This is a genomic window from Glutamicibacter sp. NPDC087583, assembly GCF_044743685.1.
GTDB lineage: Bacteria > Actinomycetota > Actinomycetes > Actinomycetales > Micrococcaceae > Glutamicibacter.
This window is the reverse complement of record NZ_JBIUWY010000002.1, coordinates 148,875-170,211: the sequence shown is the minus strand read 5'-3', so window position 1 is coordinate 170,211 and position 21,337 is coordinate 148,875. Positions and strand designations below refer to the sequence as shown.

The following is a 21,337-nucleotide window of genomic DNA, read 5'->3' as shown; positions in this document are numbered from 1 at the left end:
TCGCCAGAAACAATTCCGCCTTACCGCGGATCTGGCTGGCTGCAAAGAATCCCGCAGGTGAAGGCGAAAACGAAGTTGATTGCGGATCCCGGTTCATCGTCAGTTGTGCAACGTTCTCATGACTAATACGGCGCTATAACGGGCCATTCGGTATTCGCGGCAGTCAGTGCTCCAGCTGCGCGGCCAATGAAGCCCGAGCATCGACAAATAAAGTCGCATGAACGACTGTTGCCGGAAGTTGAGCTTATCGCCGCGACCCACTTAGCCGCTATGAGTCCCCATTACCTGCTTTTCCTTTGTATCGCTGGCGAAGCTCGAGTGGCGGGAAACCTGTTTAGCATCCTTTGAGGACTTTCGCTTAGCTGCGGCAAACATCCATTTCTCCGGCTAATGGAGAGCAATCCATTCGCTTAATGACCCGGCAAGGGAAACGGGACCCAGGTGCTATGCAACTTGGGCTATTTCTTCTTCCGCTCAACGCGGGAGCAACAATGCCCATCGAATGATCATCAGTCTTCTAGACTCGAAAGTGTAAAAGTGATGGTGATGGGAAAATTTGTGGTTCAAGCCATTGGTACTAAAGCGTATTTGGGTGCTGCTATGTGCGCAGCAGTACTCCTCATTAGTGGATGCAGTTCGCCAGAAGTCGAAACCGGTGCCTCGACGGTCGCCCCAGTCCAGCTCGACGACGGACAGCTGGAAAATCTGCTTGAGGATTTCGCCAAAGACGAAGAAAACTCCCAAGTCATCAACGACAAACAGCTACGCAAGAGCATTCCGCAAGCACAGGAGTGGATAGAGAACGCCCAAGTGAATCCCAGTAAATGCGGAGTTACCTTTGCTGAGCCGGTCGCAGATCAATTGCAGAGCGCCACGATGGGCGCCATCGAATTCGAGGACAGCTACCTAACTGTTGCAATCTACAAAGACCCTGAAGTTTTGCAAGCGCAATGGGTTGCCAAAACTGAGGCCAATGCTGATTGCTCGCGTTACACAGTCAAATTAGGCAATGAGACTCGCGCTTACCACATTGCAAAGCAGCCTATTGATTCTGCTGCAGGATTGGCCGACGGGTATGTAATTACCAGCAGTGATGGGTCGTCCACCAAACAGCAGCTCATCATTCGCTCCGCTAATTCGAACGTCCTGCTCGGCATTCAGCGTTCCACTTCTGCCGCGAACACCGCGAACGAAGTTGAAGAAGCATCCGGGATCCTCCAAGAACTCATGAACCGACTTACCCAGTAGTTCATTTCAAGACGCCATCGGTCTTCCGGTGGCAATTACGGAAAGCAATAGATGACTAAGCGTTTAGCCCTCTGGGCATTGCCATTGGCCACGACCATGATGCTGGCTGGATGTTCTTCGAATTCCGCGACAGAACCAGCGGAAACGGCTGTTTCGACGGCCCCGGCGGAAAGCAAGAAGACTTCTGCCTCGGGTGATGTGCTCAGTGCGGAGCAGGCAGAGTCCATTGCTTCCAAGCTTTTGGAAGGCGACAACGCAGTCCAGATAGTTGGCAATGAGCAGATGCAGAAGCAACTGGAAGTTGCCAAGAACGCTGAAACTCCCAGCGGAATCAAGCCGGAAAAGTGTGCCGAGATGAATGCCAAGTATTCAGTTACCGACTTGACGGCATCGGTATCCGCAACGGCGACCAGTTCCTCCGAATCCGTCGGCAAAGTCGTGCAGGTCTTCTCGTTGACCGACGAGGCCACCCGCAAGAACGTATCGGAGGCATTGACGCTGGATGATCTGGAGGGATGTGAAAAGGCCACTGTTGAGCTGGGCGGCGAGGAAATCGAAACTCAACGCCAGATCCTGCCGCTGGACGTCGAAGCGGATCAATCGTTGACCATGTCCACCCAGATGGATGCGGGTGGCGGACAGCTACTGACCTCGGTCGTTGTGCAGGCTCTGCAAGATGGCAATTTCGTGCTGGTTACCCTGCAGACCGGTTCGCAGCAACCAGCTGAACTGGCCGCACAGGCAGTGGAGCTGGCAGATCGGGCGTTCGCCGAAATCGAGGCGGCTCAGTAGCCGAACGGGCGGGGTATCCGTTTTATGGACTCTCCAACATCAGTTGGCCTTGCACCGAGGAGTGCAGAGCTCGTGGTTTAGCAGCCAACATGCCTTTTCCTCGAAGCAGCGTACCTCCGAGTCATATTGGCCCGCTTGGCAGATGAACGAGAAATCAACTGCTGGGACCTTGTTTCTGTGCGGTGCCTGCCGATTTCTCTTTGACTGGTGCTTTTCCTGGCAACGGGTGGCAAGCGACCAACCCTTGACCATTCAAGTGAACTTTGGACTCTATTCCATTCGCTGCAACACTCTCTCATAGTCCTTTTATTTCCAACACATTGTGAAATACTGTGGATGGCTTATCATCACCAACGTGAGGAAATCACCATGAAGAAGCGTTCACTCTGGGTGCTGCCTGTAGCAGTTGCCCTTGCCTTGACCGGTTGCAGCTCGAATTCAGGGACCGAGGGCGCTGCTGGCTCTTCGGAGGCCCCTCAGGAGCAGGAAAGCGCGGGGGTGCCAGCGCTGACTGCTGAGCAAGCCGCTGCAGTTGCCAAAACCTTGGGTGGAGACGGACCGAATGTGCAGGTTCTGGATAGCGATGCACTTAGCGGCTCATTGGAAAGCGCCAAGGGCCTGATCGATCAGATGGAGATCGAACCTGCGAAGTGCGCCGAGTTCGTCTCGCAGCAGGGGACCCAGGACCTGGACGGCGTCAACATGGCCGCAGCGATCGTCGTTGGCGAAACAGGCGAGAGCAACAGCTACTCCGTCGCTGGCTACGAGGATACTGCCAAGCTGGATGCAATCAAGGACATGGTAGATGCCAAGGACCTGCAGGGCTGCGAGGACTTCTCGATGAGTGTTGCGGGCCAGAAAGTTTCTGCCTCGGCCAAGATCCTGGATGCTGAATCCGATGCGGACAAGACCATCGTAACCCACACTGCCATGACCATGAATGGCGAAGAGGTCCCAGGCGGTTCTTACCAGATTCAGGGCGTAGTCGGTGAAAATGTTGTGGCCGTTTCCCGCACCCAAACTGGCGAACAAGCTGATGGCGAGGCTGTGAAAGCACTCGTTGAGGAACTGAACAAGGCAGTTGAAGAGGTTAAGGCCACGGCCAAGTAGGCCTCCTTCAGCCGTTGAAGGCTCTTCTGGTTCCAAGGGAATCAGAAGAGTCTTCACTTCTTTGCGCGGCAAATGCTTCCCAATGATGCGCGAGTCATGGCATTCTCAATGGATGACCCTGGAACACGGTGCGCCACGCAAATCCATCGAGGCTGCCTTGACTGCGGGCGAGGATCCGACGCGCAAAGCCCGAAGCTTGAAGTCCCTGCATCAGCTCTGGGCCGAAGGTGCGTGCATCCCTGAAGTGGTGCGGCCAGTGGTGGCTCGTTCATGGTCCAGGGCCGGCAAGCTTGGAACAGATATCGTTCCCTTGGATACTTCTGAAATACGCGAGCGCAGGCAGGCCAACGAAGAACTCAACGGACTGGTCGAGCTCTTCAAGGAGCGTTTGCTCTCCTTGGCCACCCAGGCGGGAAACCAGCTGGTCATCTCCGACGAGCAAGGATTCGTGCTCTGGGTGCTCGGGCCCTCTGCAGTACGCCGCCGAAGTGACGGCATCGGATTTGTCGCCGGTGCACGCTGGCGCGAAAGCGACGTGGGCACTAATGGGATCGGCGCGGCAATGGCCGAGCGTGCCCCGGTGCAGATTTTCGGCCCGGAGCATGCCCGGGAAGAACAGCACAACTGGGTCTGCACATCGGCGCCGGTCATGAATCCTGCCGCCTCGGCGCTGATTGGCACGATCACGCTGGCAGGCTCGTTCCGCACGGCGCATCCGCACTCCTTGGCTCTGGTCTCATCCGTGGCCCGAGAAGCAGAATTATTTCTGCAAACCGAGCATGCCTTGAAAATGCAGACGCTCCAGCTTTCCACCCAACTGCCCGAAGGCGAGTACGTCCTAGTTGACGTGCAAGGCTCCATAGCCGCCGCCCAAGGCTACAGTGTTGGATCCAAGCTCAATTTGCCGATGTCCATGGAAGAAGGGCGGAACTGGATTTCCGGGCTGGGATCAATAGATGCGCGGCGGACACCGGGAGGCTGGCTGCTGCAAAGGGCAGAAGGCCAGGCGAGCCTCCAGCTGTACGCAGGAGCTTCACTGCAGGCTATTGTCCATTCGCCCGGTGGGGCGACGCGCATCAACTTGAGCGCGAAGCATTGGCAGATCCTTGAGCTGCTGGCTGCGAACCCTCACGGAGTGAGCTCAGGGCAGTTGGCGAGCCTGTGGCCTGCGGATACGCCGAACGTCACCATCCGTGCCGAAATATCCCGCTTGCGTTCCAAGCTGCGTGGCCTGATCGCCTCACGTCCCTACCGGATCGTGGTCCCGGTGAGCAGCCACTAGCAATCCCGGAGCAGCTGCAACCTATTGCAACGCTTTTCTTTTGTGACGCAGATCATATTCTTTCATTAGTCGCGGAGGGCCCGAATGGCCATCCATTGAATCCCGATGAAGAGATGAGACGCAAATGACTGACAATGATTGCTTGTTGCAAGCCCGGAGCTGGTTCCATTCCTTGCAGATAGCGTTGGAAGCGGGTGACGCGCCAGCAGCTGTGCAGCTATTTTCGGAGGAGTGCTACTGGCGGGATCTGGCCTCGATGACATGGAACCTTCACACCAGCGAGGGCCGTGACGGGATCGAGAAGATGCTGCTTGGCGTTGAACGAGGCGCGTGGCCGCGGAACATCGAAGTCACCAGCGCACAAGAGGCTGACGGCGTCATTGAAGCCTGGTACACGTTCGAGAACGACGCATTCAACGGGCTTGGATTACTCCGCTTGCGCGATGGGAAGGCCTGGACCCTGCTGAGCACCGCGCAGGGCCTGCGCAAATTCCCCGAACCTGCTGGTCCGCGCCGCGAACTGGGCGCCGAGCACGGCGTAGCGATGAGCAAGGAAAACTGGCTTGATCGACGCACCGCGCAGCAGCAGTCCCTGGGGATCACCGACCAGCCCTACACGCTGATTGTCGGCGGCGGCCAAGGCGGCATAGGCTTGGCCGCTCGGCTCAAGCGCATGGGTGTTCCTGCCCTGGTCATCGATAGGCATCCGCGTCCCGGTGACCAATGGCGTTCGCGCTACCATTCCTTGGCGCTGCACGATCCGGTCTGGTATGACCATATGCCCTACATTGATTTCCCCGACCACTGGCCGGTGTTCACGCCCAAGGACAAGATGGGGGATTGGCTGGAAAGCTACACCAAGCTCATGGAGCTGGACTATTGGTCACTGACTGAAGCGACCAGCGCCCGGCAGGATCCGGAAGGAGAGGGGTGGATCGTCGAGGTAGAACGCGACGGAGTACCATTGACCCTGCGTCCCACCCAGCTGGTGCTGGCCACCGGCATGTCCGGTATTCCGAACATTCCCCAGTACCCGGGAGCCGAGATCTTCAAAGGCGAGCAGAACCATTCCTCCAAGCATCCAGGCGGCGAACGGTACGCGGGCAAGAACGTCGTGGTTATCGGCGCCAACAACTCCGCACACGATATCTGCGCGGATCTGGTGCAAAACGGGGCCAAGCCGACTATGGTCCAACGTTCCAGCACGCATATCGTGCGCTCCGAATCGCTGATGAAGCATGTGCTGGGCGGACTGTACTCGGAAGAAGCCCTCGCTGCCGGCATAGACCACAACAAGGCAGACCTGATCTTCGCCTCCATCCCGTACAAAGTCCTCCCGGAATTCCATAAGCCGGTCTTCGAGAAAATCCAGCAGGAAGACGCGCACTTCTACAAGTCGCTGGCGGATGCGGGATTCGAGCTGGACTTCGGCGACGACGGTTCAGGGCTGTTCCTCAAGTACCTGCGCCGCGGCTCGGGGTACTACATCAACATCGGTGCCAGCGAGCTGGTGGCCGACGGATCGATTGCTTTGGCCCATGGCGAGGTATCGCACTTGACCGAAGAATCGGTGGTGCTGGCCGATGGCACTCGACTGCCGGCGGACGCGGTGGTCTACGCCACCGGTTACGGCTCGATGAACGGATGGGCGGCGAAGCTCATCTCCCAGGAAGTCGCGGATGAAGTCGGAAAATGCTGGGGCCTGGGGTCGGGGACCGCTAAGGATCCGGGTCCATGGCAGGGGGAACTGCGCAATATGTGGAAGCCCACCAAGGTCAAGAACCTCTGGTTCCACGGAGGCAACCTGCACCAGTCCAGGCATTATTCGAAGTATCTGGGCTTGCAGCTCAAGGCACGGTACGAGGGCATCGGAACTCCGGTGTATGCGCTCGCCGAAACCTATCATCAATCCTGATAAAACCGTTTCCCTGCCCGTGAATCGGTTTCCCGGTCCCGGAGCAAGCGCTGTATGGCGCTTCCTCCGGGTCACCCGCGCGTCTGCCACGTGGCGGTTTTCGAGCCTCATCCGGACGTTTCGTTGAACTGCAACGGCCTGGAAATCGCACAACGAATTGAACGGAAAGCCGGATGAACCATGATTCCCACGCTCCTGGCACCTGCGCAGTTTATGAATCGGCGCAGACCGCGGATGCCGCAACAACGCCGGTGCACCGGCCTGCGCGCCGCAGCCGACCCAGCTGCGCCATGCTTCCGCGTAAGCCTCGCCATGGGTGCTGGCAAGTACAAATCGGCGGGGAACTGGCACCCGACTGGGATGTCCTTTGCTGGCAGCGACTCAACGAAACAGAACCCTGCAGCGCCCACCATCTATCCAGAGGCCCGCATCCGGCCCCGGGCACGCAACACGATTCCGCGCAAGCCCTTGAATTTATTGGGAAGTGGCCGAAAGCTGTAGCATTGATTAAGGCCAATTTTGCGGCCAAAACCCATTTGATTTTGCATAGCTAGTCGGCATCCGAAAATATTTCTGAAGTCGACGGACGGAAAAGGACACCCCGAGTGGTTTTGAAGCTTTCCACTACCTTCTTGCGCACCTTGCGTGAAGATCCGGTTGACGCCGAAGTCGCCAGCCACAAGTTGTTGGTACGCGCCGGTTACATCCGTCGTGCGGCCCCGGGCATCTACACCTGGTTGCCGTTGGGTTTGAAGGTCCTTGCGCGCGTTGAAGCTATTGTTCGCGAGGAAATGAACGCTATCGGCGGCCAGGAAGTCCACTTCCCAGCGCTGCTGCCACGTGAACCTTACGAACAGACCGGCCGTTGGACCGAATACGGCGAAGGCCTGTTCCGTCTCAAGGACCGCAAAGATGCAGACTACCTCTTGGCGCCGACCCATGAGGAAATGTTCACGCTGCTGGTGAAGGATCTGTACAACTCGTACAAGGATCTTCCGGTCTACCTGTACCAGATCCAGAACAAGTACCGCGACGAAGCACGTCCACGCGCGGGCCTGCTGCGTGGCCGCGAATTCATCATGAAGGATTCGTACTCCTTCAACATCGATGATGAAGGCCTGGACGAAGCCTACATGGCTCACCGCGGCGCCTACCTGAAGATCTTCGAGCGCCTGGGACTGGAAGTTATTCCGGTCTTCGCGCAGGCTGGTGCCATGGGCGGCTCCAAGTCCGAGGAATTCCTGCATCCAACAGCTATTGGCGAGGATACCTTCGTCCGTTCGGCCGGCGGTTACGCAGCCAACGTGGAAGCTGTCACCACCGTAGTGCCAGCGTCCATCGATTACGCCAACGCACCTGCGTTCGAAGTTGTCGATACCCCGGATACCCCGACCATCGAGACGCTGGTTGCCGCGGCCAACGAGCTGCGCCCACGCGAGTCCGGTGCTTGGGAAGCCAAGGACACCCTGAAAAACGTTGTCCTGGCGTTGACCGATCCAGAAGGCAACCGCCAGTTGGTAGTCATCGGTGTTCCAGGCGACCGCCAGGTGGACCTGAAGCGTGTCGAAGCTACCGTAGGTGCCCCGCTGGGCATCATCGGCGAGGTCCAGGTTGAAGCCGCTAGCGGTGAAGACTTGGCCAAGCACCCGGAATTGATTGCCGGCTACATCGGCCCAGGCAACGGCCTGGATCAGGCCGTTCTGGGTACCGAAGGCACCAGCGGCATCACCTACCTGGTTGATCCTCGCGTAGTATCCGGTACCTCGTGGATCACCGGCGCCAACGAAAAGGGCAAGCACGTTTTCGGCTTGGTGGCCGAGCGCGACTTCGGCTTTGACGGCACCATCGAGTCGGTCAACGTGCTAGAGGGCGACCCGGCACCGGACGGCTCGGGCCCATTGCGCACCGAACGCGGTATCGAAATGGGTCATATCTTCCAGCTTGGCCGCAAGTACGCTGAGGCTCTGGATCTGCGGGTCCTGGACCAGAACGGCAAGCTGAAGGTTGTCACCATGGGCTCCTACGGCATTGGCGTCACCCGTGCGGTAGCAGCACTGGCCGAGGCTTACCATGACGAAAACGGTCTGGCATGGCCAAAGCAGGTTGCTCCAGCCGACGTCCACATGGTCGTTACCGGCAAGGGCCCAGAACTGCTTGAGGCTGCTGAGAAGTTGGCCTCAGAACTTGAATCGGCCGGTTTGGAAGTTATCTTGGATGACCGTCCAAAGGTGTCCGCGGGCGTGAAGTTCTCGGATGCAGAACTGATCGGCATTCCAACCATCGTTGTTGTGGGCCGTGGACTTGCTGAGGGCGTAGTTGAGGTCAAGGATCGTGCCACCGGCGAACGCCGCGATGTCAAGGTCGAGGACGTTGTCGCTGAGCTGAGCGCCTAAAAGGCTGTAGCCAATAACTGAATAGGGGAGTAGCGCGGTGCAAGAGTTCTTGGAATTGCTGTCCGTCAACGGTGAACCCGTCTCCTTCTGGCCCCTGGTGTTGCTGCTTCTTGCAGCTTTGGGCGCTGGATGGATTGACGCGGTAGTTGGCGGTGGCGGCCTGATTCAATTGCCCGCGCTGCTTCTTTTCCCCGGCATCACGCCGGTGCAGGCGCTGGCCACGAATAAGCTGGGCTCAATCTTCGGAACGGCTACCAGCGCGGTGACGTACTACCGGCGCACCAGCCCGGATTTGAAGACCGCTATTCCGATGGCATTGACTGCCATGCTCGGTGCCTTCGGCGGAGCTGCGCTGGCCACAATTCTTCCCTCTGGAGCCATTCAGCCCATCATTATCGCAGCGCTCATTGCGGTGCTGCTGTTCACGATCCTGAAGCCCAAAGCCGGGGAGCTGTCGCGCCTGCGCTACGCCGGGCATGGGCATTATCTTCGAGCCATCCTGATTGGGCTGCTGATTGGCGGCTACGACGGGATGATCGGTCCCGGGACTGGATCGTTCTTGATCATCGCCATGGTGACAGTGCTGGGCTACAACTTCTTGCAGTCCTCCGCCAAGGCGAAGATCGTTAACCTTTGCACCAACGCAGGTGCTCTGCTGCTCTTCATCCCCACGGGGCACGTCCTAGTCGCATTAGGCCTGGCCATGGGCGTGATGAATATGCTTGGCGGTTATCTCGGGGCGCGCATGGCGATCTCAAAGGGCAGCGCCTTTATTCGCATTGTTTTCGTGATCGTCGTTTCGGCACTGATTATCAAACTCGGCTCGGACCTGATCCTCGCCGGCAAGTGATAGCTTTAGCGGCCGCTAGCCGCTGATGTGTCGATTGGCGGGTATCCGGCGTAGTGCTGGACATGCTGGGGTTCAATGGCATGGACCATGGAACTGGTCGCCATTTGCGCGATCCTGAAAGTCAAGAAGCTGGAACCCATTGCAGTTTTGTAGAGTTGGGAAACCGTAGTGTGGCTTTCCAGCGGATCTACAACCTGCAACGCTGTGCAACCGATGGATACATACAGGAACCACAAATCGTTGTTCGCCGGATCGAGAGTAGCGATCAGCGCTGGTGGCTGATGCGCGGCCACGAGCGACATGACGTCGTTGACTGTTTCCTCAGGTTGCGCAATGACAATAGGCATGCCTTGGACCCAACCATGTGAACTGAGTTGCGCCCGACCTTGCCTTGAACCGATCACTTCGCTGACCAGTTCTGCTGTCTTCGAACGCATGAATCGACCTGACATTACCCAACCTCCAATTGACGACCTAGCCACAAGTTGTTAGTTCCCCAATAAGTGGAAGAAAGCGGAGAATCCCGCTCCGTGTTATGGGAGCCAAATTCCGTATCTCAAGCACTTGATATTCACGATAGCCCCTTTCGGCGCGAATATCGAGAGCCAGTGAATAGGAACGAGATTCATATATCTTTGAAATCACTCCATGGCGGAGGAAATGGTGGTCGTTGATAAATTGGTTTCGGGTAATACCGCGTAAAACCCGCATGCCATATGCGGGTTATATCTTATAGTGCGGATGGAAATTACGGATCATCCGTGAATTTTAGTGCGCCTCGCGCTGTTTTGGCTCTACCCGAACCGTGCTCTATTTCGACTCAGGGCAATTAGCAGTCGTGATTATTTCGTGATAATTCAACGAAACGTGAAATACGGCTAAATTCTAGCTGAATCCAAAACTATTTCCCGACTTCGCCAGTCTCAAGGATGCGGTATTCCTCATTCGATCCCTGCTGGCCATTGAGAGTCTGGAAAGCGACGGCGGAAATTTTTGCGCCGGCTGCACCATCGCTAACGCCCGCTGCTACGACCAATGCATCAGCAAAATCCCCTTCGGCTTCCGCGGATAGGGCAGCCAGGTCTTCGAGGCCGCCTTCGGGTAGCGCATAGGCGGGTTCACGCAGGTCTGTGCACTGTTCGTCAACGGTCGCACGCAGGCCGCGAAGCTGGCGTCCCAGCTCGCTGCGTCGAGCTTCGACGGCTTCCTTGGCGCTGTCGGCACCACGTGCAGCCGTGAGCTGCAGAACGAAATCTAGTGCATAGCCGCGGTCCAGGGCCCGGGCGACGGCCGTTGGTTCGATGTTCTGCGCTTCGGTGATTTCCTTCGCGGGGTCCAGCAGCTCCTCCTTAGGCAGGCAGGCTACTGGCTGGTCTTTCTGCTCTTCTTCACCCGAGACTGCACTCAGTGGCAAGGCCAAGTCCAAATCACGCTCTTCTCCCAAAGATGCAACAGCGCTGCGGGCGTCCAGATTGATCTGGAAAGCAATCTGGGCCAGCTTCGAATCCCTGGACAGCGACGGTTCTGCGAAGGCAGGCATCGCTGACGATGCGTCGGCGACATTCGTGGCAAGCGCAACCAGCGCGTCGGGGGAGAAGCTTTGCGGCAATGCCGCAGGCTCTTGGTCGTCGAAGCGCAATTCACCGAGCACCGCTGACCCCTGCGACAAGGAAGTCGCCAATGCGGATAGCCTCGAAGCGTTATCCTCGGGTGCCAGCTGGGCCAAGGCTTGGGCCTGAGATGCCAGGTCTGCCAGCTTTGCTCCGTATTCCCACGTCATGCGGGCATCGGCGCTGGCCTCATTGACCTGTTCGGGCAGGCCCCGCTCCACCAGGGCGCCTCGGAAGATGGTGCTGCCAATGCCCCACGTCACGGCAAGGGCAACTGCACCAGCCAGTACCGGAGCAATCCAGCCTGGAGCGCGGCGTACTTGCCTGTCGGTGCGACGGGCGGAATGGGGCGATTTTTCAGTCATAGCGTTTCGATCATGCCATGATCAATGCAGGTAAAGAGGGCAATAGCGGTGTCGAGCGCCACGATGGATAGAAAATGGGCGTGAGTTCCTTCACCTGTGCCCGTTTAGATGTTCTCAATGAGCGGAACGCAATATAGGCTTAACGGACAACATCGAATAGCGTGGGAGGATATCCATGACCGGAATGCCGGCCGATACCGAACAGGAAGCGCAGCGTCTGACTGCATTGCTCTCCAAGGAAGTAGAATCCCACGGGCTTCTCCTGGAGGAAGTCGCCTTGCGTCCCTCCGGCAAGCAGATGATCGTGCAGATCATCGTCGACAAGGCCGACGGTCACGAAACGCTGACTCTCGATGAACTTGGTGAAGTTACCACCACCATCTCCAACGCTCTGGACAAGGACGCCGTCTACGCATCGTCGGCTCCTTACGAACTCGAAGTCAGTTCCCCAGGACTCTCCCGCCCATTGACTGCCCAGCGCCACTGGATCCGCGCCCTCAACCGCATGGTCAAGATTTCGCTGGCCGACGGCACGAAGCTTCGCGGGCGCCTGCTTGAGGTCAACGACGGCGACGTGTTGATTGCTGAGCACCGCGAGCCGGCCAAGAAGGGCATGAAGGTCAAGGTGCTCGATCCTGCGGCCTATGCCTTCGAAAATATCCGTAAAGCTGTTGTCGATCCAGAGCTGAACTTCGATGACGCACTATTTGACACTGCCGATACTGAAGATTTGGAGGGCTAAGCGTGGATATCGATCTGAATGCGCTGCGCATCCTGGAAAAAGACCGCGACATCCCAATGGATGTTTTGATTCCGACCATCGAGTCGGCACTGCTGCTGGCTTACAACAAGACCGAAGGCGCCATGCCTGGCGCCCGCGCGCACATTGAGCGCAGCAACGGCCATGTGGCGATCCTGGTAGAGGACCGCGACAACGCCGGCGTGCTGCTGGGCGAATTCGACGACACCCCGCACGGTTTCGGCCGCATCGCCGCCTCCACCGCCCGCCAGGTAATCATGCAGCGCCTGCGTGAAGCTGAAGATGAGCAGGTTGTCGGCGAGTTCGCAGCCCGCGTTGGCACCCTGATCTCCGGCGTCATCCAGCAGGGCTACTCCTCGCATATGGTGCAGGTCAAGATCGGTGATCTGGAAGCGCTGCTGCCACCAGTTGAGCAGTCCCCAGGCGAGAAGTACCAGCACGGAAACCGCCTGCGCGCCTACGTTGTTTCCGCTGAGCGCGGCAACAAGGGCCCAGCCGTTACCCTGTCCCGTTCCCACCCGAACCTGGTTCGCCTGCTGTTCGAAATGGAAGTTCCAGAAATCGCTGACGGCACCGTCACGGTCGAGGCACTGGCTCGTGAAGCTGGCCACCGTACCAAGATTGCTGTGCGCGCAACCAAGGCCGGTGTCAACGCCAAGGGCGCTTGCATCGGTGAAATGGGAACCCGCGTGCGCGCCGTGATGAACGAACTGAACGACGAGAAGATCGACATCGTTGACTACAACGAGGATCCAGCGAAGTTCATCGCCGCGGCCCTGTCTCCATCGAAGGTCGTCTCGGTAGAGATCCTGGACGAAGCCGAACGCCGTGCTCGCGTGGTTGTTCCCGACTCCCAGCTCTCGCTGGCAATCGGCAAGGAAGGCCAGAACGCTCGCCTTGCTGCCAAGTTGACCGGCTGGCGCATTGACATCCTGGCTGCCTCGGGCGGCAAGGAACCGCAGCTCTAAGCAGCTGCGGGAAATAATTCCAGTTCAGCGTGTTGGAAGCCTAGCTGCGTGTGAGCCACAACTCATGCGTGCTATGGCGTCCAAACGCGCTAGACTAGTAGATGGCTCGTAATAACTAGGGAAGGTGGCGACGGCGCTCGCATGAAGCTGCATCAGCAACGCACGTGCATTGGCTGTCGAACCGTAACCAGTAAAAATGAGCTGCTCCGTTGGGTCCTGAAAGACGGTACACCGCTGCATGCGGTGAGTTTGGATCAACAGGGTTCCGCTTCCGGGCGGGGCACTTGGACCCACGGGACCGAAAAGTGTGTGCAGCAAGCGGTGCAGCGCCGGGCGTTCGCGCGGGCCTTCAGGTCTGCGGTAGACGATTCGCAGGTGCTGCAGGAATTCACTGCATACGAAGATCAGCTGGCAAGCAACCAGCTATCTGGCAAACATGATGAAAGCGGGTCAGAAATCTGATGGCAACCCGATGAGTCGGCAATGCTGAGCGCACAACGATGAACAATCAGTTCTGCGTGATCCACCGTGCGACGGAAGAATTTCACGAATTACACAGCTGATCTGCCAGACCGCTGATCTAAAGATTTATCTTTTGATACCGGGGTTTGAGCAGATCACATCGACACAGGAGAGATGTGGCTAAACCCCGCGTTCACGAGCTCGCTAAAGAGCTCGGAATCACTTCAAAAGAAGCACTAACCAAGTTGCAGGACATGGGCGAATTCGTTCGCTCGGCATCCTCGACCGTTGAACCGCCAGTAGCGCGCAAGCTGCGCGACGCATTCCCAGGTTCCAACGGTGCCGCTAAGCCAGCAGCTGCTGCCAAGCCAGCCGCCGCCAAGCCAGCGACCCCTGGAGCACCGAAGTCGGCTTCCAAGCCGGCTGCTACCCCAGGTGCCTCGGCCCCGAAGCCAGGCGTTAAGCCAGCTGCGGCAGCTCCGGCTCCTGCAGCCCCAGCCGCACCTGCGGCGCCTGCAGCTCCGGTCGCGAAGGCAACCCCTGGCGCTCCATTGCCAGGTGCAGCCCCGGCACCGAAGCCAGGTGCCAAGCCAGCTCCGAAGCCAGGCGCTCCACGCCCAGGCAACAGCCCGTTCTCTTCCCAGCAGGGTATGCGCGGCGCTGAGTCCGGCGAACGCCGTGGTGGCGGCAACCGCGAAGGCGGTCGTGCCCCACGTCCAGGCGCACCTCGTCCGGGCGGTCCACGCCCAGGCAACAACCCGTTCTCCTCGCAGCAGGGTATGCGCGGCGAAGGCGGCCAGGGCGGTCCTCGCCCACCACGCGACGGCCAGCGCGGTCCACGCCCAGCAGGTGTCGGCGGTCCACGTCCGGCTCGTGACGGCCAGGGCGGTCCACGTCCGGCACGTGACGGCCAGCGCGGTCCACGTCCAGCAGGTGCCGGCGGTCCACGCCCAGCAGGCCAGGGCGCTCCACGCCCAGCCGGCGCAGGTGGCCCACGCCCAGCAGGTGCCGGCGGTCCACGCCCAGGTGCTGGCGCAGGTACCACTGCAACCCCGCGCATGATGCCTAACCGCACCGATCGTCCAGCGCCAGCAGGCGGCGGACGTCCAGGTGCAGGTGCCGGCGGCCGCGGTCGCCCAGGTGGCGGCAGCGGTGGCGGCAGCGGTACCGGTGGCGGCTTCCGCCCAGGTGCACCACGCGGTCGCGGTGGCGTTGGCGGTGCTTTCGGCAAGGGAGGCGCCGGTCGCGGCAAGCAGCGCAAGTCCAAGCGCGCAAAGCGCCAGGAATTGGAGCAGATGAGTGCTCCGTCATTGGGCGGCGTGAATGTTCCACGCGGCAACGGCGACACCGAGATCCGTCTGCGCCGCGGCGCGTCGATCACCGACTTCGCCGACAAGATTGGCGCGAACCCAGCAGCACTGGTAACCGTACTGTTCCACCTCGGTGAAATGGCTACCGCCACCCAGTCGCTGGATGAGGCAACCTTCGAGGTACTCGGCGAAGAGCTGGGCTACAAGGTGCTTGTCGTCTCCCCTGAGGACGAAGACAAGGAACTGCTCGAAGGCTTCGGCCTGGACCTGGATGCCGAACTTGAGGCTGAAGGCGAAGACGTGCTTGAAGAGCGCGCCCCAGTCATCACCATCATGGGCCACGTCGACCACGGTAAGACCCGACTGCTGGATGCTATCCGCAAGTCGAACGTTATCGAGGGCGAGCATGGCGGCATCACCCAGCACATCGGTGCGTACCAGATCAACCACATCCATGAGGGCCGCGATCGCGCAATGACCTTCATCGATACCCCGGGCCACGAGGCGTTCACCGCCATGCGTGCCCGTGGTGCCGAGGTCACTGACGTGGCCGTGCTGGTTGTCGCCGCGGATGACGGCGTCATGCCGCAGACCGTGGAAGCACTGAACCACGCACAGGCTGCCGGCGTGCCGATCATCGTCGCTGTGAACAAGATCGATAAGGAAGGCGCCAACCCTGACAAGGTCATGGGCCAGCTGACCGAATACGGTTTGGTTCCAGAAGAATACGGTGGCGACACCATGTTCGTGAAGGTTTCGGCACTGCAGAAGCAGGGCATCGACGAGCTGCTGGACGCTGTCCTGCTGACCTCGGACGTGCTTGAGCTCAAGGCCAACCCGGACAAGTCCGCTCGTGGCGTGGCCATTGAAGCGAACCTGGATAAGGGCCGCGGTTCGGTTGTTACCGTCCTGGTCCAGTCCGGTACCCTCTGCGTTGGCGACACCATGGTGGTGGGCACCGCCCACGGCCGCGTGCGTGCAATGTTCAACGAGAACGGCGAAAACCTCGACGTGGCACTGCCATCGCGTCCGGTACAGGTCCTGGGCATGTCCTCGGTCCCGCGTGCTGGCGACGGCTTCCTGATCACCGAAGACGAGCGCACCGCCCGCCAGATCGCTGACAAGCGCGAAACCGCAGAGCGCAACGCAATGCTGGCCAAGCGCCGCAAGCGCATCACCTTGGAAGACTTCGACAAGGCTGTTGCCGATGGCAAGATCGATACCCTGAACCTGATCCTCAAGGGTGACGCTTCCGGTGCTGTTGAAGCACTGGAAGACTCGCTGATGAAGATCGAGGTCGGCGACGATGTGCAGCTGCGCGTGATCCACCGCGGTGTCGGTGCGATCACCCAAAACGACGTCAACTTGGCAACCGTGGACAACGCCATCATCATTGGCTTCAACGTCCGCCCAGCCGAGCGCGTGGCAGAACTGGCCGACAAGGAGGGCGTCGACATGCGCTTCTACTCGGTCATCTACTCCGCTATCGACGACATCGAGAATGCGCTCAAGGGCATGCTCAAGCCGGAGTTCGAAGAAGTGGCCCTCGGCACCGCCGAGATCCGCATGGTCTTCCGCTCCTCGAAGTTCGGCAACATTGCCGGTTCGATCATCCGCTCGGGCACCATCAAGCGCAACACCAAGGCTCGCCTGGTACGCGACGGCAACGTCGTGGGCGACAACCTGAACATCGATTCGCTGCGCCGCGAAAAGGACGATGTCACCGAGGTCCGCGAGGGCTTCGAATGCGGTATCGGCCTGGGGTCGTTCAACGACATCAAGGAAGGCGACATCATCGAGACCTTCGAGATGCGCGAAAAGCCACGCGACTAATTGCCGACAAGCAATTAGCAGTGTGACTCACTGATTCGTGGGCGTTTGACCGATAAGCTTTGGTCAAGCGCCCACGAGTTTTGAACCATTAGGAGAAAACCATGGCTGATTCAGCCCGCGCCGCACGCCTGGCTAAGCGCGTACAGGTCCTCATGGCCCAGTCGCTGCGCAACGTCATCAAGGACGAGCGCATTGACAACGTCACCGTGACCGACGCTCGCGTCACCAACGACCTGCAGCACGCTACGGTGTACTACACCGTCTTTGGCGATGACGAGATGAAGAAGGACATCGCTACCATGCTGGAAAAGCGTGGCGGTGCCCTGCGCAAGGAATTGGGCCGCAATCTGACCATCCGCCTGACCCCGACGCTGGCATTCGTCGCCGACGAAATCCCCGAGGGTGCCTCGCATCTGGAGGAATTGCTGGCCAAGGCCCGCGAGAAGGACGCCGAGGTTGCAGCTCTGCGCGAAGGCAAGGACTTCGCCGGAGACCAGGACCCGTACAAGAAGGACGAGGACGCCGAAGAAGCCTAAGGGTTTCTGGGCTTCATCCTGACTGGAGCAACGCCCCGGCCAGCACGCATTGCGTGCTGGCCGGGGCGTTATGCGTTGGCCTCGATTACCCTCACAGCGAAGCGCGAATCCCCGCCGAAGGCTGGTCGCCGGGAAGATGGTGGGATAGCGTGATCAGAAACCGCCGGATCCGACCAAAGGTGCAGCACATGCCAGAATTCACCACAACATTGAGCGCAACCGGCGGGAACAACGTGGGCATCGTGGTTCCCGATGGCATCGTGCTCGGATTCGGCCGCGGCAAGCGCGTGCCGGTCATCGTGTGCATTGACGGGGACTACACGTACCGGAACAGCATTTCCTCCATGCACGGGCAGTTCCTCATTTCCTTCAGCTCCGAGACCCGTGCTGCCACGGGCAAGGGTGCGGGCGATGAAATCAGCGTGAAACTCGAACTGGACGAGGAACCGCGCACCGTCGAAATCCCCGAACCGCTGGCCGTGCTGCTCTCCGCCGAGCCAGAGCTGCTGGACGCCTGGAACAAGCTGTCCTACAGCAAGCAGCGCGGCCACGTGGACCCCATCGTGGCTGCCCGCGGCGAGGACACCAGGACGCGCCGGGTCGAGAAGGCCATCAAGACGCTGCGCAGCCACTAGCCTGCCGGGGCCATGCCCGCTGAGCCAGGAGCTAAGCCAAAGGCGGCGCCCATCAGGCCAGCCAGCCCCGGTCGCAGTCGGCAGCAGTGCGAACAACCCACCGGTGCCCCCGGAGCTACTGCACGGTGAATTGCAGGCGCTGCCAGCCGCTGGCGCCATTGGGCACCGGGTTGGCTTTCTCGCTGGTCTGCAGCTTGCCCTGTGCATCATAGGCGCGGACGGTTGCCGAGTGCGTTCCGGGTGCTGCGTCCTTCCATACGAAGCGCCACTGACGCCAGGTATCCAACGAGGCTTCGGTCGCCAGTTGGGCATCTGCCCACGGTCCGTCATCGATCTGCACCTGCACACGCGAAATGCCCCGGGTCTGCGCCCATGCAGTTCCGCCCAAGACGACTTCTCCGGCAGGCACCTGGGCGAACGGGCGAGGGGTATCGATGCGGGAAGACATCTTGATTGGACCGCGTTCGGACCAGCCGCGAGTAGTCCAGTAGGCCGCCTTGTCCTGGAACCGCGTCACTTCCAAATCGACCACCCATTTGGTGGCCGACACGTAGCCGTAGAGACCTGGCACCACCATGCGCACCGGGAAACCATGCTCGAAAGGCAGCGGCTCGCCGTTCATGCCGATGGCCAGCAAAGCCATCCGGTCGTCGGTGAGCGCTTGGAGCGGGGTGGAGGCGCTGAAACCGTCATGCGAAGTCGAAAGCACCATATCCGCGCCGGCCTGCGGAACCGCGCGCTCCAGCAGCTTACGCAGCGGGTAGCCCAGCCATTTCGCGTTGCCTACCAGATCGCCGCCGACGGGATTCGACACGCAAGTGAGCGTCAGATAGGTTTCCACGAGTTCTTCGCCCAGCAGCTCGTCGAAGTTCACGGTGAATTCCTTCTCCACCATGCCGTGCACGCGCAGCGACCACTGGTTCGGGTCGATCTGCGGCACCGAAAGCGCGGTATCGATGCGGTAGAAATCCTGGTTGGGAGTCACGAAGCGGGGCATGTCCGCTACTTCTACCTGCACACCTTCGGGCAGGGGTTCCGCCTTGGTCCGGGCCGCAGGCAGGCGCAAGGCCTTGCGTGCGGCGGCGGCCATATTCCGCGATGCCGACAGCGAGGTGGAAACACCGGTGGAGACGGCCGCGGCGGCCAGGGACAGGGCTGCGCCTATCAAGAACTTCCTGCGGCTTGGACCCGTCGCGTTGGCGCCCTCGTCCTGCCTTGGGGCCGCGGCCACAGCCAGCCGGGTCAGCCACTGCAGAAGCCCGATACCGGCGATCGCGCCCAGTACCGTCGGGATGATATCCAGCAGGCTGGTGGAAGCACGAGCGGCCACGGCACTGGAGAGCAGTACGGCCAAGCCGATGATGGCCGTGCAGGCCAGCGCAAAACTTCGCTTGGCGATCAGGCCGATCATCGCCGCCAGGACTGCGGCGGCTGCACCGATGGAAATGAATAACGCCAACTTGTCATTGGTCCCGAAGGTCGCGATGGCGAAGTCCTTGAGCCATGGGGGAGTCAGGTCGATAATGGCTGAACCCAGCGCGAAAAACGGCGAGGATGCATTGTTGAAAAATGCCGAGGCGAATTGGGCCACGGCAAACATGATTGCGGCCGAGCAAATTCCAGCCACCGCGTGGAATACGAGTTTACTGCTGCTGCGCTTCTGCCAAATGCCCACTGCCACTCACCTCATGCGTTGCGGTCCATGTTCCCCTGCAGAATGCAGGGGAACAACTTCTCACAGTGTTTTCGGAACGGGCAGCATTGCGGATTGGAAAAGGCTACAAGAACTTCCGCACGCTCACAGCGATTGAACCATGATGGGGTCTGTTGTCGGGGCAGGGGAGCCGGTGGCCGGCTCGACCGTGATCCCGAAGTGCGTGATGCCCTTCATTGGATCCGAAACCATGATCATGCCGTTGGCATCACCGCCGGTGAGCATTCCCGCAGGAACCGCCCCTTCTGCCGAGATCAGCCACAGCTCGTAGCCTTTGTCGCTGGACAAGGCTGGCATGCCCGAGGTGGACACCGCCATCAGGCCTTCGTCGGCAGAATAGGACAGCGTGATTCGCGCGCCGTCGTCCAGTGTCTGCGTTTTCGACTTGGCATCTGGGGCAGCCAGGATGCGGCTGAGCTCTTCTTGATGCGAGGCCATGGCGGCCATCTGGCTTTCCAGCTCGCGCTGCTGGGAATTCTGGTTGATGGCCAAGCCGCCCAGAGCCACCGCTGCGAGCAGCAGGACGCCGGCGGCCAAGGCGAAGAAGCGCTGCGGGCCGCGTTCTGCGCCAGCTTGCGGGGCCTGGTGCGTTGCAGCGGTTTCGGTTTCCCGTTCAGCAGGAGCAGCTGGTTCAGCAGGAGCTATTGGGTCCTGTGCCTGGGCGCCGTCGTGATCGAGGGCCGTCTCCTGCACAGGTGCCAATTGCTCGGTAGTGCGGATAGCGGCCATGATGTTGTTCTTCAGCCGGGCCGGAGGATTGACCGGTTGCGCTGACAAGCCGAGCAGTCCAGCAGTTTCCTGCAGGGCATCCAGTTCCCGGCGTGCCTGGGCAGAGTCGGGACCCCCATGCTGGAGGGCTTCGCGTTCCTTGTCTTCCAGAGCATCCAGGGCGAAGCTGTCGGTCAGCTCGTTCTCGTGCTTGTCCATTACGCCGCTCCCATCAGTTCTCGAAGTTTGCCCATTCCATCGCGTATTCGCGTTTTCGCGGTTCCCACCGGTATTTTCAGCAGCTCTGCGACTTCCGTGTGGGTGTATCCGCCGAAGTAGGCCAGGTGTATCGCCTCGCGTTGCGGGGCGGTGAGCCGCTGCAGGGCTTGGGCTACGCGCATGGTCTCGTCGTGCAAGATGGCATTCTCTTCCACGTCGTCGTAGCTGTCCTGGAATTCCTTGATTCCAACGCGCAAATCCCGGTTTTGGCTCGCTTGGCTTGCTCGCACCCGGTCGACGGCCCGGCGGTGGGCAATAGTCAGCAGCCATGATGCTGCCGTGCCACGCGCCGGATCAAAGCGCCTTGCCTGTTGCCACGCTTCGACAAACACTTCCTGGGTGACTTCTTCGCTCTGTGCATTATCGCGAAGCACCCGCAGCACGAGTCCGAAGACCCGTGAAGCCATGGCATCATAGAGCGATTCGAAGGCAGATTCATCTCCCAGCGCGACCTGTTGCAGCAGGACGTCTGGCGTTTTCACGGAATCGTCTTCCATGGCATCGAGTCTATTGGAACTCATGAATCCTAGGGTCTCATGCATCTGTGGCTAAGCGGCTATCTGCTGT

Annotated in this window: 18 protein-coding genes; 13 read left to right on the top strand and 5 right to left on the bottom strand. The window is 59.8% G+C overall.

What is annotated here, in order from left to right; genetic code table 11:
* The first annotated feature begins 453 nt into the window (after positions 1-453).
* The 7 genes from ACIOU9_RS06950 to ACIOU9_RS06920 all read left to right on the top strand — a co-directional run bounded on the left by ACIOU9_RS06950 (position 454) and on the right by ACIOU9_RS06920 (position 9,590).
* Complete coding sequence (locus ACIOU9_RS06950; protein WP_146112255.1) at positions 454-1,248, top strand: hypothetical protein; 795 nt, start codon at positions 454-456, stop codon at positions 1,246-1,248.
* A 51-nt stretch (positions 1,249-1,299) separates the two neighbouring features.
* Positions 1,300-2,040, top strand: coding sequence for a hypothetical protein (locus ACIOU9_RS06945; protein WP_146112256.1), 741 nt, complete (start codon positions 1,300-1,302; stop codon positions 2,038-2,040).
* 369 nt (positions 2,041-2,409) lie between these two features.
* Positions 2,410-3,150, top strand: a complete 741-nt coding sequence (locus ACIOU9_RS06940) for a hypothetical protein (RefSeq protein WP_105657272.1) — start codon at positions 2,410-2,412, stop codon at positions 3,148-3,150.
* Positions 3,151-3,262: 112 nt separating this feature from the next.
* The gene (locus tag ACIOU9_RS06935) at positions 3,263-4,432 is read left to right on the top strand and encodes a helix-turn-helix domain-containing protein (RefSeq protein ID WP_105657273.1); all 1,170 of its coding nucleotides are present in this window, start codon (positions 3,263-3,265) and stop codon (positions 4,430-4,432) included.
* A gap of 124 nt (positions 4,433-4,556) precedes the next feature.
* Positions 4,557-6,347: an NAD(P)/FAD-dependent oxidoreductase gene (locus tag ACIOU9_RS06930; RefSeq protein WP_105657274.1), complete on the top strand. Its 1,791-nt coding sequence runs from the start codon at positions 4,557-4,559 to the stop codon at positions 6,345-6,347.
* A 605-nt stretch (positions 6,348-6,952) separates the two neighbouring features.
* The gene (locus ACIOU9_RS06925) at positions 6,953-8,740 is read left to right on the top strand and encodes a proline--tRNA ligase (protein ID WP_105657275.1); all 1,788 of its coding nucleotides are present in this window, start codon (positions 6,953-6,955) and stop codon (positions 8,738-8,740) included.
* A gap of 37 nt (positions 8,741-8,777) precedes the next feature.
* The gene (locus ACIOU9_RS06920; RefSeq protein WP_181148826.1) at positions 8,778-9,590 is read left to right on the top strand and encodes a TSUP family transporter; all 813 of its coding nucleotides are present in this window, start codon (positions 8,778-8,780) and stop codon (positions 9,588-9,590) included.
* 5 nt (positions 9,591-9,595) lie between these two features.
* On the opposite strand, the gene ACIOU9_RS06915 is transcribed toward ACIOU9_RS06920, so the two are convergent.
* Positions 9,596-9,937 (bottom strand): hypothetical protein, encoded by a 342-nt coding sequence (locus tag ACIOU9_RS06915; RefSeq protein WP_181148827.1) that lies wholly within the window; start codon positions 9,935-9,937, stop codon positions 9,596-9,598.
* A 554-nt stretch (positions 9,938-10,491) separates the two neighbouring features.
* Entirely contained in the window at positions 10,492-11,565 is a 1,074-nt protein-coding gene (locus tag ACIOU9_RS06910) for a hypothetical protein (protein WP_105657277.1), read from the bottom strand.
* 175 nt (positions 11,566-11,740) lie between these two features.
* On the opposite strand from ACIOU9_RS06910, the gene rimP reads away from it, so the two are divergent.
* From rimP to ACIOU9_RS06880, 6 genes are all read left to right on the top strand, one after another.
* Positions 11,741-12,307 (top strand): ribosome maturation factor RimP, encoded by a 567-nt coding sequence (gene rimP, locus ACIOU9_RS06905; RefSeq protein WP_105657278.1) that lies wholly within the window; start codon positions 11,741-11,743, stop codon positions 12,305-12,307.
* A 2-nt stretch (positions 12,308-12,309) separates the two neighbouring features.
* Complete coding sequence (gene nusA, locus ACIOU9_RS06900) at positions 12,310-13,293, top strand: transcription termination factor NusA (RefSeq protein ID WP_105657279.1); 984 nt, start codon at positions 12,310-12,312, stop codon at positions 13,291-13,293.
* Positions 13,294-13,434: 141 nt separating this feature from the next.
* Complete coding sequence (locus ACIOU9_RS06895; RefSeq protein WP_105657280.1) at positions 13,435-13,755, top strand: YlxR family protein; 321 nt, start codon at positions 13,435-13,437, stop codon at positions 13,753-13,755.
* A gap of 176 nt (positions 13,756-13,931) precedes the next feature.
* A complete protein-coding gene (gene infB / locus ACIOU9_RS06890; RefSeq protein WP_105657281.1) occupies positions 13,932-16,898 on the top strand; it encodes a translation initiation factor IF-2 in 2,967 nt (988 codons plus the stop codon).
* A gap of 101 nt (positions 16,899-16,999) precedes the next feature.
* Positions 17,000-17,434 carry a 30S ribosome-binding factor RbfA gene (gene rbfA / locus ACIOU9_RS06885; RefSeq protein WP_105657282.1) on the top strand — a complete coding sequence of 145 codons (435 nt, stop codon included), beginning with the start codon at positions 17,000-17,002 and terminating at the stop codon, positions 17,432-17,434.
* A gap of 188 nt (positions 17,435-17,622) precedes the next feature.
* Positions 17,623-18,069, top strand: coding sequence for a YdeI/OmpD-associated family protein (locus ACIOU9_RS06880; protein ID WP_105657283.1), 447 nt, complete (start codon positions 17,623-17,625; stop codon positions 18,067-18,069).
* 115 nt (positions 18,070-18,184) lie between these two features.
* Here ACIOU9_RS06880 and ACIOU9_RS06875 read toward each other — a convergent pair whose 3' ends face one another.
* From ACIOU9_RS06875 to sigK, 3 genes are all read right to left on the bottom strand, one after another.
* Positions 18,185-19,669, bottom strand: a complete 1,485-nt coding sequence (locus ACIOU9_RS06875; RefSeq protein WP_105657310.1) for a molybdopterin-dependent oxidoreductase — start codon at positions 19,667-19,669, stop codon at positions 18,185-18,187.
* Positions 19,670-19,867: 198 nt separating this feature from the next.
* The gene (locus ACIOU9_RS06870; RefSeq protein WP_105657284.1) at positions 19,868-20,710 is read right to left on the bottom strand and encodes an anti-sigma factor domain-containing protein; all 843 of its coding nucleotides are present in this window, start codon (positions 20,708-20,710) and stop codon (positions 19,868-19,870) included.
* Entirely contained in the window at positions 20,710-21,291 is a 582-nt protein-coding gene (sigK, locus tag ACIOU9_RS06865) for an ECF RNA polymerase sigma factor SigK (RefSeq protein ID WP_402696372.1), read from the bottom strand. The genes ACIOU9_RS06870 and sigK overlap by 1 nt, the downstream gene beginning before the upstream one ends.
* Positions 21,292-21,337 lie beyond the last annotated feature (46 nt).

Coding starts and splice junctions, on each gene's coding strand:
- ACIOU9_RS06875 (WP_105657310.1), bottom strand. CDS start 19,669: ATGTTTGCCGTGGCCCAATTCGCCTCGGCATTTTTCAACAATGCATCC.
- ACIOU9_RS06935 (WP_105657273.1), top strand. CDS start 3,263: ATGACCCTGGAACACGGTGCGCCACGCAAATCCATCGAGGCTGCCTTG.
- ACIOU9_RS06880 (WP_105657283.1), top strand. CDS start 17,623: ATGCCAGAATTCACCACAACATTGAGCGCAACCGGCGGGAACAACGTG.
- sigK (WP_402696372.1), bottom strand. CDS start 21,291: ATGAGTTCCAATAGACTCGATGCCATGGAAGACGATTCCGTGAAAACG.
- ACIOU9_RS06940 (WP_105657272.1), top strand. CDS start 2,410: ATGAAGAAGCGTTCACTCTGGGTGCTGCCTGTAGCAGTTGCCCTTGCC.
- ACIOU9_RS06915 (WP_181148827.1), bottom strand. CDS start 9,937: ATGCCTATTGTCATTGCGCAACCTGAGGAAACAGTCAACGACGTCATG.
- ACIOU9_RS06945 (WP_146112256.1), top strand. CDS start 1,300: ATGACTAAGCGTTTAGCCCTCTGGGCATTGCCATTGGCCACGACCATG.
- ACIOU9_RS06910 (WP_105657277.1), bottom strand. CDS start 11,565: ATGACTGAAAAATCGCCCCATTCCGCCCGTCGCACCGACAGGCAAGTA.
- ACIOU9_RS06930 (WP_105657274.1), top strand. CDS start 4,557: ATGACTGACAATGATTGCTTGTTGCAAGCCCGGAGCTGGTTCCATTCC.
- rbfA (WP_105657282.1), top strand. CDS start 17,000: ATGGCTGATTCAGCCCGCGCCGCACGCCTGGCTAAGCGCGTACAGGTC.
- ACIOU9_RS06895 (WP_105657280.1), top strand. CDS start 13,435: ATGAAGCTGCATCAGCAACGCACGTGCATTGGCTGTCGAACCGTAACC.
- rimP (WP_105657278.1), top strand. CDS start 11,741: ATGACCGGAATGCCGGCCGATACCGAACAGGAAGCGCAGCGTCTGACT.
- ACIOU9_RS06870 (WP_105657284.1), bottom strand. CDS start 20,710: ATGGACAAGCACGAGAACGAGCTGACCGACAGCTTCGCCCTGGATGCT.